This is a genomic window from Niallia sp. 03133 (assembly GCF_052663225.1).
Map to the genome: position 1 here is coordinate 1 of NZ_JBQTCY010000017.1, position 16,645 is coordinate 16,645.

Here is a 16,645-nt window from a genome sequence, read left to right on the forward strand (position 1 = left end):
CAGCAAGAAACAGAAAATGCAATTAATGTTCTAATCTCCTTTATATCCCACTACGTTCAGATAAAATGTTCAACCAGAGCGTATGATTATGCAATTATTATCGACCTTTATATCCCACTACGTTCAGATAAAATATGATCTTAGTATGTCTGCCGTTCCTGCATTAACAACCTTTATATCCCACTACGTTCAGATAAAATGATTTATTCCATTATGTCCAAGAAGGATACAATATCACCTTTATATCCCACTACGTTCAGATAAAATCCTCAAAATTATATCGACGAAAACCCTTATATATCAAGGGTTTAAGCAGATGATTGATACACTAATATTTTGCCTTTTTGCAGTGAATCGTTAGTCGTGTTTTTGCATTTTCCCCAAAATACGCTTTGATCCCTTTAGCAACAAGGGATTAATGCACTTTTGTTAAAAAATAGGTTTACTGCAAATCAGATGATTATTTAGAATAATTATAATAATTCTCATGCTATTTTACTATATAAATAAATCAAATGGATTCTTTTCTCTACCATGTACTACCTTTTTAATGTTTCTCGGATTTTTCACCTGATACACATAGATAGAATCCGTTTCTTTATTTACGATATTACTTAATTCTGCCATACATTGAGTATATTTACCAATTGTTATTTCCCCTTCAAACACGGAATTCTGTGTCCAATCGAGATATTCACGCAGTTTCTTACATACTTTCCCTACTCTTTTCTCACTAACATCATACGTGATAATAACAAACACTTGTTACCACCACGCTTTCAATGGCTTATATACATCATCACCAATTACATGCTTAATTAATTTATAACATTCCAACCGAATGAAATAACGATAGGTTGTATTTCTTTTTAACATGCGATGTTTGACAGATTGATTCAGTTTTTCCTCCCATGCGGTAATAAATTTTTTCTTTCCTTCTTCATTTAAATAACAAATTTCTCCTTCTAAATAATCGAAATGTTTCTTGGAAATTTGTCTTCTATTAATAAGTGAAAATATAATTGGATCTACGATTAATGGTTTAAAAATCTCTGCAATATCTAAACTTAAGGAAAATCTCTTTGTTGAAGGTTCATGAAGATAACTAATAGTAGGATTCAAAGAAGTTTTATATATTTCTGTTAATACAACTCGATACATTAACGTGTTTCCAAAAGAAATGAGCGCATTAATTGGATCTCTTGGCGGGTTTTTTTCTCGTTTTTCAAAAACAAAATCTTGTTTAATAATGTGGTTAAACGATTGATAATAAAGATGACGAATTTGTCCCTCTCTCCCCATTAATTCAGGAATTGTTGTAGAAGTATGCAATTGACTAAATAACAACTGAATACCTTCTATATATTCCCCTGTTCCTTCTTTATAATTTCGCAAATTCCGCAGCATATGATGAACAGCACCATTTAAAAATTGATACGCTATATACAACCGCTTGTACTTATCCGAATAATGTTCACTTTGCTTCACAATCACATGACCTGATTCTTTAGCATCACGAGGATTAAAAGCTCCCGTGAAAAAACCATAATAATTATAAAACTGCAAAGTGATGCCATACTGACTTAAATAGGTTAATAATTTTGTATTGACATCAATTTCTCCAAATAAATGCAAAGTTTGTATTTTTTCAATTGGGAGCGGTTTCCTCTGTCCTTCTTCATTTTCAAAATATATTGTATTATCCTTCCTTTTTAAACGACCATTCGAAAAAACATAATGATCACGCATCATCGTCATCATCCTCCCTTGAAAAACAAAAATTGTAATAAGCACAGCTTTTACAATATCGCAGCTTCTTTAAAGGTGGCGGAGTTTCTCGATCTATTATTTTGTATACTTCTGCAATTGATTTTTTCACAGCTTGTTCTTTTTCCTCTGTTAAAAATACTTCAACTGTTTTCTTTTCTTTCGTATAGCTAATTAAAATTTTTTTTGTTAATTCCTCTCAAAAAAAGCTGGTATAGATAAAACAACATTTGCATAGTATCCGACTCTACCATTTTACTAGACAATTTAATTTCTCTAACAAATTCGCCATCAATAGCATCAATCTTAAAAGCACCGTCAATTAGAATTTCTTTTTTATCGAGTCGAGGATAGGAAGATTCATGAAGAATAGAACCTTGTAGCACTCTATCTGATTCACTTTCCATTCCTATTCCTTTTTTATACAGCCAGAGTTTTCTTTTACAGACAACATTATAGGCTAAATCTACACCGCCAACTGTTTTCGTTTGCAGCATTCATTTCTCCTCCTCTCTAATACTATGTAAATTGGCTGTCAGAAAATAATTTCATATCATTCGTATATTTTAGACCCATTTGTTGATCATATTCATAGTCAACTATTTTGATAGACGTATAGTTACCTATATTCAGTAGTTTTTCAACTCTATTTAATGATTTTGCAATCGCTACTCGATATTGTGGGATATCTACTGTAAACCCATATAGCTCATCCCGCAATTTTGCACGATTTGCTTTTACTTCATTTGTTGCTTTTTTTCTTAACGTTTTATTATAGCTAAAAAGTACGCTGTCGATTTCTTCTTGATTATTTTGGTAAACAAAATATGGGATAATCGTTTCATTAAATATTTCTCTTAAATTGGTTATTCTTGGATCTAAATCTTCATATTCTCGTATACTTCTTAAAATTTTCAAAAACTCGCAAATTTCTTTATAATAACTGCTTTCCTTTAGATGTAGCGTTGTATAGTTGCTCTCTATTAATTTCATTTTTAATTCTTCTGTAAAAATGATTGGCACTCTATATTTTTGTAATGCCTTTTTAGATATTTCGAAAATACTGGTATCTACTACACTATACTTCTCTTGAAAACTTATACCAGATGTGTAATCATTACCACCATCATAAACAAATACATTTACTCTTTTATGATCTAATACTCTATTCCTATATACTCTTCCCATCCTTTGAAATAAGCCGTTCAAATCAGATAATTCTGTATAAAGCACATCAAAGTCAATATCTACACTTGCTTCTACCACTTGCGTTGTGATCCAAATTCCACTGCTTTGGTTCTTTAATTTCCCCATTTCCTGAATCGCGTGTTCCTTTTCTTTTCGATCATTTTTTGTAAATCTACTGTGAAATAAGAATACATCCGTCCGATCCTTTATCAAAACATCATATATTTCTTGTGCTTTTTTAACTGTATTTACGATAATTAATATTTTTTTATCTTCCTTATTTTTCTTAATATCTTCTAAATTTATCTGTTCATTTTTTACTATAAGACAATGGCGGACTGCAACTTGTCCATTTACCTTTTTAAAGAAGGGTGCAGCTGGCTGATTACAAGGAATTCGCAATTCATTTAATAAATCGTTTAAAAAAGGAGCAAATGTTGCTGTCATAATAGTAAATTTCCCACCAATTTCCGTTATTTCTTTTAATGCAGCTAAAAGGCATGCTACCATTTTTGGTGAATACATTTGAATCTCATCAATAATTAATTTTGAATAAGCTAAAGTTGCTAATTTCTTTTCAAATCCTTCTTCTTTAAAGACAAAATCTACTAGCTGGTCAAGAGTAGAAATAGTAAGTGGCATGGACCATCGCTTTGTTTTTTCAAAATAATCAATCGAATAAAGATCATTCTTTACATATTCACTTTCTGTTTCTGAGTGCAGAAGTGCAACTTCTTTAAAATTAATTTCACTCTCTATACGCTTATAAATACTATTTATAGAAACTCGAAGCGGCAATGTAAAAAATCCTTTGCTATTTCCAATCCAATATAGTGCTGCTTCTGTTTTTCCTATACCAGTCGAAGCAATGACAATATTATTTTCCTCTTGATGCTCCATTAAATAGTTTTGTAATTCGTTTCTTCCGCTATCATATTTTCTAGTAAGAAACTCATCCACATAGTTAATTAAACCTGGATTCGCAATTTCCACTTGTATGTTGGCACTAGCAGCATGGTCTATTTTATTTAGCAACCCTTTGACAAGGACAAATTGTTTGGCTAATTCGAGGTTGTTGTTTTTTCTTATTCTTCTATGAATATATTTTTTAAATCTTCTTTTGGGTTCGGCTAAAGAATACGGAAACACCTCTTTAAACCGTTGAAAATACTGGGGCAAATCTTGATTAATCGTTGCCTCTAAATCTTGAGGAGTTGCTGCTGGTCGATTATGATGAAAATAAACAGCTTGTGCAACAATTTTCCGCTCATCATCGCCCTCTATCAGATCATAAGGAATAAAAGCGCAACTTAAGTAGCCATGCGGAATTTCCTTAACATTTGGTATTCTATCATTTAATAAACAATCTGTTTTTTTTAAAGCTACCAATAATTTATTTTGAAATTTTGTATTCATTTTTCCTACATCATGATAAATACACGATAATTTTAATAAATCCCATCTAAGAAATGGTATGTTGGAATAAATGCCTTTTAGATTTTCTAGCTCTTGTAATAACGATTCCGTATGCTTTACGATCGTTTCTTCTAAATTTTCATCTGATTTTGCAAGAAATAAATTAGGCAATCTTTCTTTGCTCCTTTCTAACAAGACTAGGAAATTTGTTTAATTCCTAGTCTCTTTAACTTCACAATCTTATCATTTATGAAAAGAATACAATATTTCCATCTTCATCAAATTCATACGTATCATAGATCAATTCTCTACCTTTTGCTCCATAGAATGCAGAAACTTGTTTCCATCTTCGCTGCTCTACACCTTTTTTAATTTGTACTTTTTCATAATAACGATTCAATTTATATACAGTCGCAAACTCCACATTTTCGGCACTATAATTATCAAATAACTCTACAGGTATATAGGAAGAGTATTTTAATATAAAATCTTCTTCTAATTCCTGCTCTACTATTTCCACTATCCTAACCTCTTCCACCCTTGCTAAATCTTCTCGACGACCAAGTGATATATACTCGATCGGATTTATAAATGATTCAAAAATCACTTCTAAATCTTCTTCTTTCTCTGGTAAAATATGAATCACTAATTCTACATCAATTAAGAGTTCAGTAGTGCTAATTCCTCGTATTAATCCATAATCTCTATTTTCATCTGAAGAATGTAATTTATGTGTATGTCTAACTTGTTCATATGATGCAGCAGCAAATTCATATCTTGTTGCTAAATCATTTACTTTCGAATAGTAATCCCCTGCAATACTAATTTTCAGCGGATGGTATTCAGTAAAGCCACATACTCGGTGTACCATTCCAGATACAGTGGAGTATGGTGGAAGTGGATAGGTTTCTTTTAATTGAAAACTTGATGGTAATTTATAATTGACCATGTTTTGATATAGTTTTATTCTAAGAGCTTTCATAAAATCACCGCTTAATCTAAGTAATAATTACTTACTTCTTTTTGGATAAAGTCGAAGAAGGTTGCTATCGACAGTGGAGATATATTTGTTTGGATTTGTTTATCATTATCAAATATTCCTTCTATTAGTCCACATTTTGTTTTTTCAGCGACTTGTGTGTCTAAAGATAAAACTCCTTGTAAAGTTTCTACATTTAATCGATTATTTTTCACTTTAATGCGGTTTTCAAAAAATGGATTTTTGACATCATATACTCCACCAATTACAAAAATTGGAGAAAAATTTTCTCTTCTTCCTTTTATATCACGGTATAAAAACTTTAAAGTTTGTAACAAAGAGTTCACTCTTTTTACTTTTTCTTCATTAGAGACAGAGATTTCTTTCTCATTATGATCAATACCAACTTGATCTAAATCAATGGTGATTGTATACGTATAATAAGAATGATGAATTTCACTTTGAGCAATGTTTCCCCCTTTCAATTGTTCTTTTCCGTCATTTCCACTAGCTAATTGATAGCGGTCTAACAACCCTTTATTCGTTAAAAAATCAGTATCTGCTTGAAAACTTTCTAATGCAATAGCATTGGATAAACGAACAACAGCTGGACGAGTTTTTGTTACTTTATTTGTTTTCATATAACCAAATAAGTCGATTTCAGGATAATCAGAAATTAGTGCATCTGGTGCAAACTGAATAACAGATTTATCTAATTCAAGTGGCGTGCGATCTTCCCCCATTTGTTGAATAATATTGTAACGCAGCGCTTGTCTAGAAATATAGGTAAAGCTATCCCCAGTACCTCTCGTTAGTTTTTTTAATGAAGTAACGTTGCCAACACCTTCTCCGTAATTTCCACTTTCCGCCTCAAAAACAACTGATAAAGTTAAACCTTTTTTATTCATTTTCTGCTCCCTCCTTTTTCTCTCCTTTTGGGTTAAGGCCAGAACGTAGACCTAACACAAATGCGTAACCAAGTGTTTGCAATTTATCTTCATCTGTAAGCGCCTCAATCATTTGTGGTGGGATGGTTATATCTCCCTCTTTTCCTGCATACATATGTGCATTAACAAAAGTATCCATAAACTTCCCCTTGTCTTTGGTTTTTAAAGCATTAAGCAAACGGTAGGTAATCCCCCCTAATTTATTGCTTGCATTTTTAAACTTATAGTTTTGCGCTAATTTTCTGCCTGCATTTTCAACACTTGCAATTTTATCTCTTGATACATAAGAATAATATTCACTCATCAAATCATCCCCCTTCTTTTTTTGATGTTGAATAATCGTTCCAATAAAACGATTATTCAAGTAAACAATATCTAGTATTAAACGATTACTTCGGATAGGTTCATCCGCCCTGTTCGGTAAGTTTGTTCGACATAACAAACTTATTAAATCAAATTGATTTTTATTTTTATACAGACGATCCATTACATGTTGATAAATATTCAGATAGGTATTATCACTTGTTTTAACAACCTTGCTAATCATGTTGCTTAATGTTGTTTGATGTCTTTTTATCACATCTAATTTATCTTTTGATAAGACATTATAAGTGTATGGTCGGAAATTATCTGTTTTATTATCTAAATTGCTAAATTTAATGATTTGAATATTATCTATTTCATTTTTTGATTGCTTATTTTTTTGTGCTTCCATAAAATCTATTAACTGATAATACGTTTTCGCTTCTAATAATTGGATACTGTTATCTGCTTTAATAGCTTCCATTTCATAATTTTTATTTAATGTAATTAAACCATCAATTGAACTATTACAATTCACAAAGTAGCCTTGATTGTTAATAAAAGTAAAACCTGCAGGAATACAAGAATAGATAAAATTTATGAGCGGTGAGATATAACATACATTAGATTGTAAATTCCAAAAATGGGAGGTTTTCCTACTCATATCTACCCCCATTTTGGTTAGCCAAGCCATATCATAAGCATGTGGTTTTGATAGCTTTTTAATTGGTTGATTGCTAATAAAACACACATACTTATCTTTTGAATGATCTTCTTCGAAATAAATATTAATGGGATCAATAAAATATTTTTTATATTCTTCAAATATATCTAATGTTGTAGATGACTTATGTAGAAAAGATACACCACTCCAAAAATTATCAATAATTGTATAGGCAGTATTTTTTGCTAAAATATATTTTTTTACTTCTGATTTATCTAAATACTCAATAATTACATGAAGGAATTGTTTTCCTTCATCAATTTCACTTTGAATATCAGGAATAGTTTGATTCTTTTTTAACTTGAACTTTTTTAACTTTTTTTCCATCTCTAATAAATCTACTTCATTACGATTAATCATTTTATAGGCAGCTGCATAACTGTTACTTTTAAGATTTTTTTTTGCTCTTTCAATATATTTATTCCAATCCTCTATTGCCTTATCATCCCATTCCTTTTTATGAAGGAATTCCTTTCCCTTTGATACAATATAGGTAAGGGATAAAAGATCTTTGTATCTATTTTCGAAATATTCAAAATAATAATGGTGAAAATCTTCTAAAACGTAGAGGTCAAACTCTACATAATTGCTAGTAGATTCATAGAATATATTTGCCTCCTCTAATATATTCACAAAACCAGTTATTCCGGCATTTAAGAGGGCATCGCCTGTCTCCACTCTTACCATTGTCATAATCTTCACCTCCTTTCAAGTTATACCTATACCACGTCTAAACAACCAAACCCCTGATTACTACGAAGTGATATTCCCTCCATATAAAATACGTTTAAATCTCGTGGATCCCCGTCTAATAATACTTGTCCTATATTTCCTGTGAAAAATAAATCACCTGATTTTTGATGTAAATTTTCTTTTATAACCGTTTTTTTCAAATGATGCTTTAGTATTTTAATTGGTTGATATAATGACCTTCCATACTTGCTTTCTATCATTTTTGAACAGATAATATTTAATTCTTTTTCAAAATTTTCATCACCAGCAAGCAAAGGTTTTTTATCTTTCGATTCAATTAACATAGGTGATAAAGTCTTAAACCAAATTGGTGATTGAATAATTGGCTTTTCCTTCATCATTTTCACTCCAATAAATTTCATTGTACTTCCTTTATAGTAGTATTCCTTTTTTTGTTGAGCCCCGTTAATAAGGTGAATGATCATCTCATAATTAGAGCTAGATACAGTTAAATTCAGCGTATTGGAAACAATTTCATCGCCTTCAATTTGAATATTCGGAAAATAAGGCGCAAAACAAAATTCCTTTGTTTCTTTTTCCCTATCAACAAAAAATGATTGATAAAAATCCTCTGATTGTGATCGAACAATTTCCTTTAAGTATGACAATAATAATAGACGATACCGCAGAGTAAAACTTTCAATCTGAAAACTAAAAACACATCGCATTTTATTCCTCCAGTTTAATATTATTTTATAATTACCATTTTATACCAATCATTGGAAACAAACAACCTTTTTAGCATTTTTTGCTATATTCTATTATACAACTATTCTAAAGTTTAAACTGACAAAAACAGTCAGCGAACAAACTTTCTGTCAAAAAACAAAAAAACTGAGCAGGAAAATTAGTGTTCCTACTCAGCTTTTTTCTATGACAATTACACAATTTAAAATTTTTAACCGCTGCGTTCAAATAATAAAATAATCCTTAATAAAATAATAATAAACATTTACATCCCACATTTGTTCAAATACAATTTATTACTCATAGCTTTTCAGCAGCTTTTTGTATTCTTCCCTTAACTGCTCTCTTACATGATGGGGTTCAAGTACTTCTGCATCCATTCCATACTTTCTAATCCATCGCAGAAATAATTTACTCATCGTCTCGATAGTTAATAGAATCGAACCATCCTCTTCCTCTTCTATTATAGCATTCTTATCATAAAACTTTTTTTCTTTTATATATTTTCCTACTTTTATTACTAAATCGTATAACAAATTTATTTATTTCATCTGTACTATCCATTTTCCAGGCTGCAAGATGATTTGCAATGGAAAAATCATTTTGAACGATAAAATTTTCTTTTTGTAATTGCCAGTTTCTAATTCTATCTATACGAAAATTCCGAATTTCTTTTCTTTCATTACAATAAGCAACAACGTAATAATGATCGTCTCTATCAATAATATAATAAGGATGAATAATTCGCTTTGTTTCTGCTGCATTTGCAGGACTATAATATGTAATCAAGACATTCCTGTTCTTTTCCATTGCATTTACAAGGGCAATCATTAAATTTTCATCATATGTATCATGATAAAGAAAATGATGCAATATATGATTACTAACTACCTGATTCCACCTTATTTCTTTATCCATTTTATTTCGCTCAAATTTATATTCTATTTTCTTCGAGTTTTCTTTAATTACATACTGCTTTGGCAGTGCTTGCGTTAATAACAGAGATAACCACTCTCTATCCGTTAATCCAGTGTTTTGGTTGATTGGCTTTTCAATTAAAAGGTAGCCTTTTTTCTCTGAATGAAAGTAAAAACCAACCTTTTCTAACTCACTTATATCTCGATAAATATTGCGTATTGATGTTTTTGTAATATGAGCTAATTCCTTCGCATTTACAAAGTCTCCAACACTAAGATAGTCAATAATTTTAAAAAGCCGCTCCACCTTATTCATTCTCAACTAGAAAACAACTCCTAAATAAATGGATTGAATAATTTCCTTTTACCTATTATACCGAAAGATAATAATATACTATTTCGTTTTTACAACTAAATATAATATACTGTTAATAATTACAATTACTCTATCAGTTAAATAATTAATTATCCAAAAAAGGAGTATCTATTTTATAATAATTATAATCTCAATCATATTTTGCAGTAAACCTATATTCATAAAAAACAGCTACAAACACAGAAGCGACAAGGGGTTAGCCTTCTTTTTATTAAATATTGAAAAACACAATCATCGGTTCGCTGCAAAACGGAGAAACATTAATAAAACTAGAATGCTCTCCAAGCCTTGGTATATAAAGGTTTTCCATGCAATTTTTCAGAGGCTTTTATCTGAACGTAGTGGGATATAAATCGATATTCACACAGTGATTTAATACGTCTATTTGCCTTTTATCTGAACGTAGTGGGATATAAATCTCGGAAGCCTAAACGATATCTTTGCATCTGCGTTTCTTTTATCTGAACGTAGTGGGATATAAATTCGTTTCTAATGTCTCTCATTCATATCTCTCCTTTCTTTTATCTGAACGTAGTGGGATATAAATTGGGTGAAGAATATAGAAGTATATACAGACTTCTCGCTTTTATCTGAACGTAGTGGGATATAAATTCAATTAACCGCCTCCGCTTTTAAATTTTCGATTCCTTTTATCTGAACGTAGTGGGATATAAATGAGGAATGCTGATAGATATGTGCATGGAAAGCATTATCTTTTATCTGAACGTAGTGGGATATAAATAAGGTTACTCGTATAGATTGGGCTATTGATTATTTTGCTTTTATCTGAACGTAGTGGGATATAAATACGGTTTATACGAGCAATAAGTCGCTAGAAGAATTGCCTTTTATCTGAACGTAGTGGGATATAAATTAGAAACGGTCAGATTCGCCCTTATCGTCGTGTCTACTTTTATCTGAACGTAGTGGGATATAAATGAAAAGTATAATGATGGTCAGGAATATGAAATAGACTTTTATCTGAACGTAGTGGGATATAAATCGTGATAACTTTGCTTTTTTTGCAAGTTCTGCTTGAGCTTTTATCTGAACGTAGTGGGATATAAATGGCTTAACCTTGTATATTGCCGCTTTCGCTGGCTTTTCTTTTATCTGAACGTAGTGGGATATAAATTCGGATTTGCTTTTGGTAATGTCAGGAACGTTTCACTTTTATCTGAACGTAGTGGGATATAAATTCCAGAAGACTTTTGTCGCTGTATAGGCATTGTTCCTTTTATCTGAACGTAGTGGGATATAAATAAGTGTAATCTTTTCTAAATTGCTCCTTGTTATGTTCTTTTATCTGAACGTAGTGGGATATAAATTTGTTAGGAAAGTACAAATTAGCTGAATTAGATAAACTTTTATCTGAACGTAGTGGGATATAAATGTGGACAAGAAAAATGTAAATCCCCCATCTAACCATGCTTTTATCTGAACGTAGTGGGATATAAATGCAAAGAAAGTGGTGAGCTGAATGGATATAAAGTTGCTTTTATCTGAACGTAGTGGGATATAAATCGAAGTAGCAACTTCACCATTCGGCAGTTTACAAGCACTTTTATCTGAACGTAGTGGGATATAAATCAAGGAAGAATTAGTAGTAGCGGCACATATAACTATGCTTTTATCTGAACGTAGTGGGATATAAATGCAGCGCACGCTTCTTTCAGTTCACTGGCACCTGCCGCACAAAATGAAATATTGCACCACATATACCATCACCCATTTTTAGTGCTGTATTTTCGGCATTCACAATCCCTTCTACTTCCATTCTTGTAATTTCATGGCGAAAAATTTCTAATGGCATACTATCTTCCCCCTTACAAATAATGTCTTTTTTACTATACCTCTAATCATAGTTAATTACGGAGTTTTTAAAAAAAAAGGAGAGCGTGGATAACACAGGGATAGTTCCTCTTCTGCTTTTGTTTGCGAAATGACAGAATCATGGAGGCTGTCCATATGTTCTTCTAAAATTAAGTCTTCAAGAAGTCTTTTCAGTGTTTGATAAAATTTTAAAAGTGCTGTTGCTAATGTAAGGGGATACAAAACTAATCAAGGAGGATATGAAGTTTCCTAAATAAATTTATCCCATTTTTGAGGAAGAAGTGTGATATTTAATAATTTGTATAAATATTTAAGGGAAGAGTTTTTCCGAACTTGCTATTTGATAACTTCATTGATTTATTTATAAAGGAAAATATAAAAAACTACTAAAAATTTAATGCTAATGTCTTAGCAGCTGTAACTTTTACGTTTTTTATTTTTACCAAAAGCTTCTTGTAAACGTCGATTTGTTTCATCAAACCTTTTTGCTTTCGCATCAATATATTTTCTATCAGCATTTACATTACCAGAGGCTACATGGATAACTTTGGCATTATCAAAACGCATTACCTTTTTATTCATTGCTTAATCCCTCCTAGTAATTGCATCACAAAATCGCGAAAAAGTGCTGGTTCAGTTTCCATTATATCACGCATAATATCAACTTTAAAGCGCTGCACATTCTCTTCTGTCCAAAACGAATTAACAGGATAATGGAAACAGACTACATAATCACCAGATTTTAATGCAAGATAAAACTGTCTCTTTTCCTCACTGGGGGTCAGGCACCCTTATCATGAACTGCTTTGAAAAAGACGTATATACCGATGAAAGAACAAAAAACCAATTGTAGGAAGCTTCCTTTTCTCTACAATTGGTTTTATTCTAATATAATGAAGTTTCTAGTAAATTTTCTCCACTTTTTTCACATGAACTTTTCCTGAAAAAAAGGTTGCTCCTCCACCCATATCCGCAATCCGATCAGGAGTAAGACTGTTTACTAATTGCTTCTTATCTTTTTCATCTGCCCACAATCCCTGCGATACTACCACTCCAGGCAAAACTTGTTCACCTACAGATGCAATTATTTCACATTCTCCTCGTTTATTCCACACTTTAACAAGATCCCCATTTTCAATGCCATTTTCTTTTGCATCTAGAACGTTCATAAAAAGCTTTGGATATTTCTCCATCGAAACATGCTTTTCATTGTTTGAAAAGGTTGAATTTAGAAAATTGTGATTTGGTGCTGGAATATATAGAAAACCGCCATCTACTTCATGTTCAAGCGGAATATAGGTTGGAAGTGGATAATATCCGTCTTCCTCCATTTTTTTCGAATAAAGCTCAATTTTTCCACTTGGTGTTTTCAGTGGAAATAAGGATTTTGGGCTCGCTTTTACATATTGATTATCTAAAAGTGATTGAAGAGTGATACCTTCTAAATAAGGATTATTTTCATTATCAAGCGCTTGTTCAATCATATCCTCCTCTGAATCTTGGAAAATCAAATCAGTGAAGCCCATCCCTTTTGCTAAAAGGCGCATAACCTCAACATTTGATTTCGATTCACCATATTTCTCAATGACTGGCAAGTGGATTTGCATATACTGATGCCAATATGAAGCGTAGAAATCCATATTTTCAAATGCTGACGCCGCAGGTAAAACGATATCGGCATATGCAGCTGTCTCTGTTAAAAACAAGTCGTGGACAACTGTAAAAAGGTCCTTCCTCTTTAATCCTTCTTTTACTTTATTTGCATTTGGTGCTACAACAGCAGGATTACAGCTATATACAAACATAGATCGAATTGGTGGATCAGAGTCCAATAATGCATGTCCAATAGAATTCATGTTAATAATGCGAGTTTTTTGATCAAACAATAAATCTGGTCTTTGCAAAGCCTTTGAATTTGTAGCTAAAAAACCTGAATTTGATTTTATTGCCCCGCCTCCCTTTACACTCCACTGTCCCATTAATGCAGGCAGACAAGAAATCGTTCGTACACACATTCCTCCATTATCATGATGCTGCAGGCCATTTCCTATTCTGATGAAAGAAGGAGATGTTTTTCCATACATCCGCGCAAGCTTATAAATATCATCAACCGGTACTCCTGTTATGCCTGATACGGTTTGAGGATCATATGCTTGAACATGTTTTTGCAATTCCTGATGTCCAATCGTATATTCTTGTAAAAAATCCCAATCCACGATATTTTCCTCAAAGAGAATATGCATGATTCCTAATGCAAGTGCACTATCCGTTCCTGGCAAAATTGGAATAAACCAATCTGCCATACGTCCTGTTTGATTTTTATGCACATCAATAACGACGATCTTTGCTCCTTTTTTCCTTGCTTTTTGAGCAATTGTCAATTGATGCATATTTGTACTAACAGCATTAATGCCCCAAAACAAAAAGAGTTTTGTGTCAATCGTTTCTTCTGGGTCAATCCCAATGCTGTCACCCATTGTGTATTTGTAGCCTGTTGAACCCGCAACTTGGCAAATCGTTTGATCCAATCTGCTTGCTCCTAGACGATGAAAAAAGCGTCGATCCATTCCTTCTGCATTTAATCTCCCCATATTTCCATAAAAGCTATATGGGAGGATACTCTCCGGACCATATTGCTCGATTAATTCTTTCCAATGGTTTGTAATGGTTAAGATCGCTTCATCCCAGCTAATTGGTTCAAAGTTCCCCTCCCCTTTTTCTCCTACTCTTTTCATCGGAGTTTTAAGGCGTTTCGGATCATATATCCTTTCCGTCATATGACGAACTTTATTACAAATATTCCCCTTTGTAATCGGATGATTAGGATCTCCTTCCACCTTGATTATTTTTCCATTTTGTTTATGAACGAGCAACCCGCATTGATCCGGACAATCGAGTGAACATACAGACGGAAAAATCCCATCCTTTTGCTGAACAATATTTTGCATGATTATCACCTTTATCTTTTTAAAATCTCCACTTATACTATCTAATAATATCACATATTTTTCTGGATCAAGGGGTTGAAAATCATCCATTTTTCTCCCTTAACTATTCATAACGCTATTTATTGTTGTTCTTAATTTTCAAAAAAAAATAAACCGAATTTCGATTTATTAATTTAAAAACATGAAATAAAATAAGTTAATAGAATAAAAAGGAGCTACGCCACTATTTTCCCATGTCATCTCTAATGATAGTTTTGAACCTGACCTAACATCCTTCTGATATTTTGCCTCCATTAATCGAAAATGGTAACCAATTTTCTTTTAAAAACGATTTATTTCGTTTTGGTATTGTCCATTGGGACTATAATTTACTGGCGAGCTTGGACCTAACCAACTGACATGAGTTAATTGCAAATATTCCATGATGGAAGAATTGGTCATGGGAGAGAAATAATCTCCCCATTCATTTGTTGGTGCAAACTCTCCCCCAATAGGCGAAGACTTCCAGGCATCAGCCATAGCAGGATGATATTCACCTGTTTGCCAAAAGTTATAGCCATTGGTTACCCAGCTATAAAATTCTTGAACAGTATGGTCTGTTTTTCCAAACATATCATTGTATAATCCTATATTATTATCCAGTGCAATCTGGTGGGGACGCCTAATCAATAATATTTTATCTGTAAATCTTTCAAGATAGTGTTTCTGCAACTGGCAGTAATGGAAAAGGGATAAAAATACCATCTTGCTGCAAAGTGTGCCATTCTCCCCAATGGCCTATGCTTCCTAATTCTATAAACGATATAAAGGGATCCTTATTATATCTATCAGCCAGTGCTTCTATTAGTTTTTCGTGGTAATCAATCAGCTTTGAATTAATGTAATTAGGACTAAAACCGCTGCCCCACTCATGCTCATACCAACTACCTTCCTGATTTATTTCATTATATAGCCAGTCAGGAATATCTTTGTGGCCGGCTTCCCCGGGATAATCCAATACAACCCGAACAATCAGTCTCTTATTCTTCTTCTTCCAATAGTCAAATTTGAATTTTTCCTCTATTTGTTCGAAATCATAAAATCCCTTCTCTGGCTCTAGATCCTCCCAGGTAAGATTTGCATAAACGAGTGAATGAGGCTGTGAGTATGGCCCTCCTTCTGCAGGGGGAGCACAACCCATAAAAGGATTTATAACAACATCATCTACCTTTTCCATTTTTATCGTCTCTTTTTTACTAACAACTGAAAGCAGTAGCATAAAAATAACCAGTACCATCCTCATTATTTTTTCACTCCATGTTCCCTTTGTTTTCCTAACTTAATAAAATCAAATCTTCATGAAGATAGTCTTAGAACCTTAATAAGATAAAACTTTTTTTCGAGTTAGCTTGTTAGTTACTTCTTTCGCTTCCATTCCATCTATTCATCCTGTGAGCAATTCTCTCCATTATGCTATTTTTGTCAGCTGTAAACAGAGGCTGGGAACAGAATGTATAATACTCAAGGTACTTCGTGTAATGAAATAGTCTCAAAAAGGCAGTAATCAAACCTGTTACCCCTGATATAAAGCTAGCTAATCCATAGTTGCCTCTAAATAATACAATAACAGTAATACTTAACAAGCATCTCGAAGTGGGGGTTTTACTGCCCGTTAAGAGTGGGATAAATTCACCCTTGAGAGATTGACGTATGGAAAATAGCTGGAACTGAAATTCCACTAAACTGGATATTTTTATTATACAGAATAGTAGTCATAATATGGTGGTTCTAAACCAATTTAGCCATTGCTATTTTTAGTAAGTACCCT

General features: G+C 32.4%; 17 protein-coding genes and 1 CRISPR repeat array. All 17 genes read right to left on the bottom strand.

Going from position 1 to position 16,645, the window contains the following annotated elements:
• Positions 1 to 498: 498 nt before the first annotated feature.
• Positions 499 to 762, bottom strand: coding sequence for a CRISPR-associated endonuclease Cas2 (gene cas2, locus ACTYBU_RS19920; protein WP_445492466.1), 264 nt, complete (start codon positions 760 to 762; stop codon positions 499 to 501).
• 3 nt (positions 763 to 765) lie between these two features.
• Entirely contained in the window at positions 766 to 1,752 is a 987-nt protein-coding gene (cas1b, locus tag ACTYBU_RS19925; RefSeq protein ID WP_445492467.1) for a type I-B CRISPR-associated endonuclease Cas1b, read from the bottom strand.
• On the bottom strand, positions 1,742 to 1,948 hold the full coding sequence (locus tag ACTYBU_RS19930) for a Dna2/Cas4 domain-containing protein (RefSeq protein ID WP_445492590.1): 207 nt from the start codon (positions 1,946 to 1,948) through the stop codon (positions 1,742 to 1,744). Before ACTYBU_RS19930 ends, cas1b begins: the two co-directional genes overlap by 11 nt.
• Positions 1,938 to 2,264, bottom strand: coding sequence for a Dna2/Cas4 domain-containing protein (locus ACTYBU_RS19935; protein ID WP_445492469.1), 327 nt, complete (start codon positions 2,262 to 2,264; stop codon positions 1,938 to 1,940). Before ACTYBU_RS19935 ends, ACTYBU_RS19930 begins: the two co-directional genes overlap by 11 nt.
• Positions 2,265 to 2,286: 22 nt before the next feature.
• The gene (gene cas3 / locus ACTYBU_RS19940) at positions 2,287 to 4,542 is read right to left on the bottom strand and encodes a CRISPR-associated helicase Cas3' (RefSeq protein ID WP_445492470.1); all 2,256 of its coding nucleotides are present in this window, start codon (positions 4,540 to 4,542) and stop codon (positions 2,287 to 2,289) included.
• Positions 4,543 to 4,618: 76 nt separating this feature from the next.
• Positions 4,619 to 5,353 (bottom strand): type I-B CRISPR-associated protein Cas5b, encoded by a 735-nt coding sequence (cas5b, locus tag ACTYBU_RS19945; protein ID WP_445492472.1) that lies wholly within the window; start codon positions 5,351 to 5,353, stop codon positions 4,619 to 4,621.
• 11 nt (positions 5,354 to 5,364) lie between these two features.
• Complete coding sequence (cas7i, locus tag ACTYBU_RS19950) at positions 5,365 to 6,258, bottom strand: type I-B CRISPR-associated protein Cas7/Cst2/DevR (RefSeq protein WP_445492474.1); 894 nt, start codon at positions 6,256 to 6,258, stop codon at positions 5,365 to 5,367.
• Entirely contained in the window at positions 6,251 to 8,017 is a 1,767-nt protein-coding gene (gene cas8a1, locus ACTYBU_RS19955; RefSeq protein WP_445492475.1) for a type I-B CRISPR-associated protein Cas8b1/Cst1, read from the bottom strand. Before cas8a1 ends, cas7i begins: the two co-directional genes overlap by 8 nt.
• Before the next feature lie 26 nt (positions 8,018 to 8,043).
• Positions 8,044 to 8,745 (bottom strand): CRISPR-associated endoribonuclease Cas6, encoded by a 702-nt coding sequence (cas6, locus tag ACTYBU_RS19960; RefSeq protein WP_445492476.1) that lies wholly within the window; start codon positions 8,743 to 8,745, stop codon positions 8,044 to 8,046.
• 315 nt (positions 8,746 to 9,060) lie between these two features.
• Positions 9,061 to 9,300: a hypothetical protein gene (locus ACTYBU_RS19965; protein ID WP_445492477.1), complete on the bottom strand. Its 240-nt coding sequence runs from the start codon at positions 9,298 to 9,300 to the stop codon at positions 9,061 to 9,063.
• Positions 9,242 to 9,997: a helix-turn-helix transcriptional regulator gene (locus ACTYBU_RS19970; RefSeq protein WP_445492592.1), complete on the bottom strand. Its 756-nt coding sequence runs from the start codon at positions 9,995 to 9,997 to the stop codon at positions 9,242 to 9,244. Before ACTYBU_RS19970 ends, ACTYBU_RS19965 begins: the two co-directional genes overlap by 59 nt.
• Before the next feature lie 385 nt (positions 9,998 to 10,382).
• Positions 10,383 to 11,713: direct repeats of the CRISPR family, unit length 29 nt; unit sequence CTTTTATCTGAACGTAGTGGGATATAAAT.
• Between the two features lie 16 nt (positions 11,714 to 11,729).
• A complete protein-coding gene (locus ACTYBU_RS19975; protein ID WP_445492479.1) occupies positions 11,730 to 11,870 on the bottom strand; it encodes a hypothetical protein in 141 nt (46 codons plus the stop codon).
• Between the two features lie 428 nt (positions 11,871 to 12,298).
• The gene (locus ACTYBU_RS19980; RefSeq protein WP_445492480.1) at positions 12,299 to 12,472 is read right to left on the bottom strand and encodes a hypothetical protein; all 174 of its coding nucleotides are present in this window, start codon (positions 12,470 to 12,472) and stop codon (positions 12,299 to 12,301) included.
• A gap of 320 nt (positions 12,473 to 12,792) precedes the next feature.
• Entirely contained in the window at positions 12,793 to 14,838 is a 2,046-nt protein-coding gene (locus tag ACTYBU_RS19985; protein ID WP_445492594.1) for a molybdopterin-dependent oxidoreductase, read from the bottom strand.
• Positions 14,839 to 15,006: 168 nt separating this feature from the next.
• Positions 15,007 to 15,153 carry a DUF4832 domain-containing protein gene (locus ACTYBU_RS19990; RefSeq protein ID WP_445492595.1) on the bottom strand — a complete coding sequence of 49 codons (147 nt, stop codon included), beginning with the start codon at positions 15,151 to 15,153 and terminating at the stop codon, positions 15,007 to 15,009.
• A 6-nt stretch (positions 15,154 to 15,159) separates the two neighbouring features.
• Positions 15,160 to 15,507, bottom strand: coding sequence for a hypothetical protein (locus ACTYBU_RS19995; RefSeq protein WP_445492481.1), 348 nt, complete (start codon positions 15,505 to 15,507; stop codon positions 15,160 to 15,162).
• Positions 15,508 to 15,529: 22 nt separating this feature from the next.
• Positions 15,530 to 16,120: a hypothetical protein gene (locus ACTYBU_RS20000; RefSeq protein ID WP_445492483.1), complete on the bottom strand. Its 591-nt coding sequence runs from the start codon at positions 16,118 to 16,120 to the stop codon at positions 15,530 to 15,532.
• Between the last annotated feature and the right edge of the window lie 525 nt (positions 16,121 to 16,645).

Coding starts and splice junctions, on each gene's coding strand:
- cas1b (WP_445492467.1), bottom strand. CDS start 1,752: ATGATGCGTGATCATTATGTTTTTTCGAATGGTCGTTTAAAAAGGAAG.
- ACTYBU_RS19935 (WP_445492469.1), bottom strand. CDS start 2,264: ATGCTGCAAACGAAAACAGTTGGCGGTGTAGATTTAGCCTATAATGTT.
- cas5b (WP_445492472.1), bottom strand. CDS start 5,353: ATGAAAGCTCTTAGAATAAAACTATATCAAAACATGGTCAATTATAAA.
- cas7i (WP_445492474.1), bottom strand. CDS start 6,258: ATGAATAAAAAAGGTTTAACTTTATCAGTTGTTTTTGAGGCGGAAAGT.
- cas8a1 (WP_445492475.1), bottom strand. CDS start 8,017: ATGACAATGGTAAGAGTGGAGACAGGCGATGCCCTCTTAAATGCCGGA.
- cas6 (WP_445492476.1), bottom strand. CDS start 8,745: ATGCGATGTGTTTTTAGTTTTCAGATTGAAAGTTTTACTCTGCGGTAT.
- ACTYBU_RS19970 (WP_445492592.1), bottom strand. CDS start 9,997: ATGAATAAGGTGGAGCGGCTTTTTAAAATTATTGACTATCTTAGTGTT.
- ACTYBU_RS19975 (WP_445492479.1), bottom strand. CDS start 11,870: ATGCCATTAGAAATTTTTCGCCATGAAATTACAAGAATGGAAGTAGAA.
- ACTYBU_RS19980 (WP_445492480.1), bottom strand. CDS start 12,472: ATGAATAAAAAGGTAATGCGTTTTGATAATGCCAAAGTTATCCATGTA.
- ACTYBU_RS19985 (WP_445492594.1), bottom strand. CDS start 14,838: ATGCAAAATATTGTTCAGCAAAAGGATGGGATTTTTCCGTCTGTATGT.
- ACTYBU_RS20000 (WP_445492483.1), bottom strand. CDS start 16,120: ATGAGGATGGTACTGGTTATTTTTATGCTACTGCTTTCAGTTGTTAGT.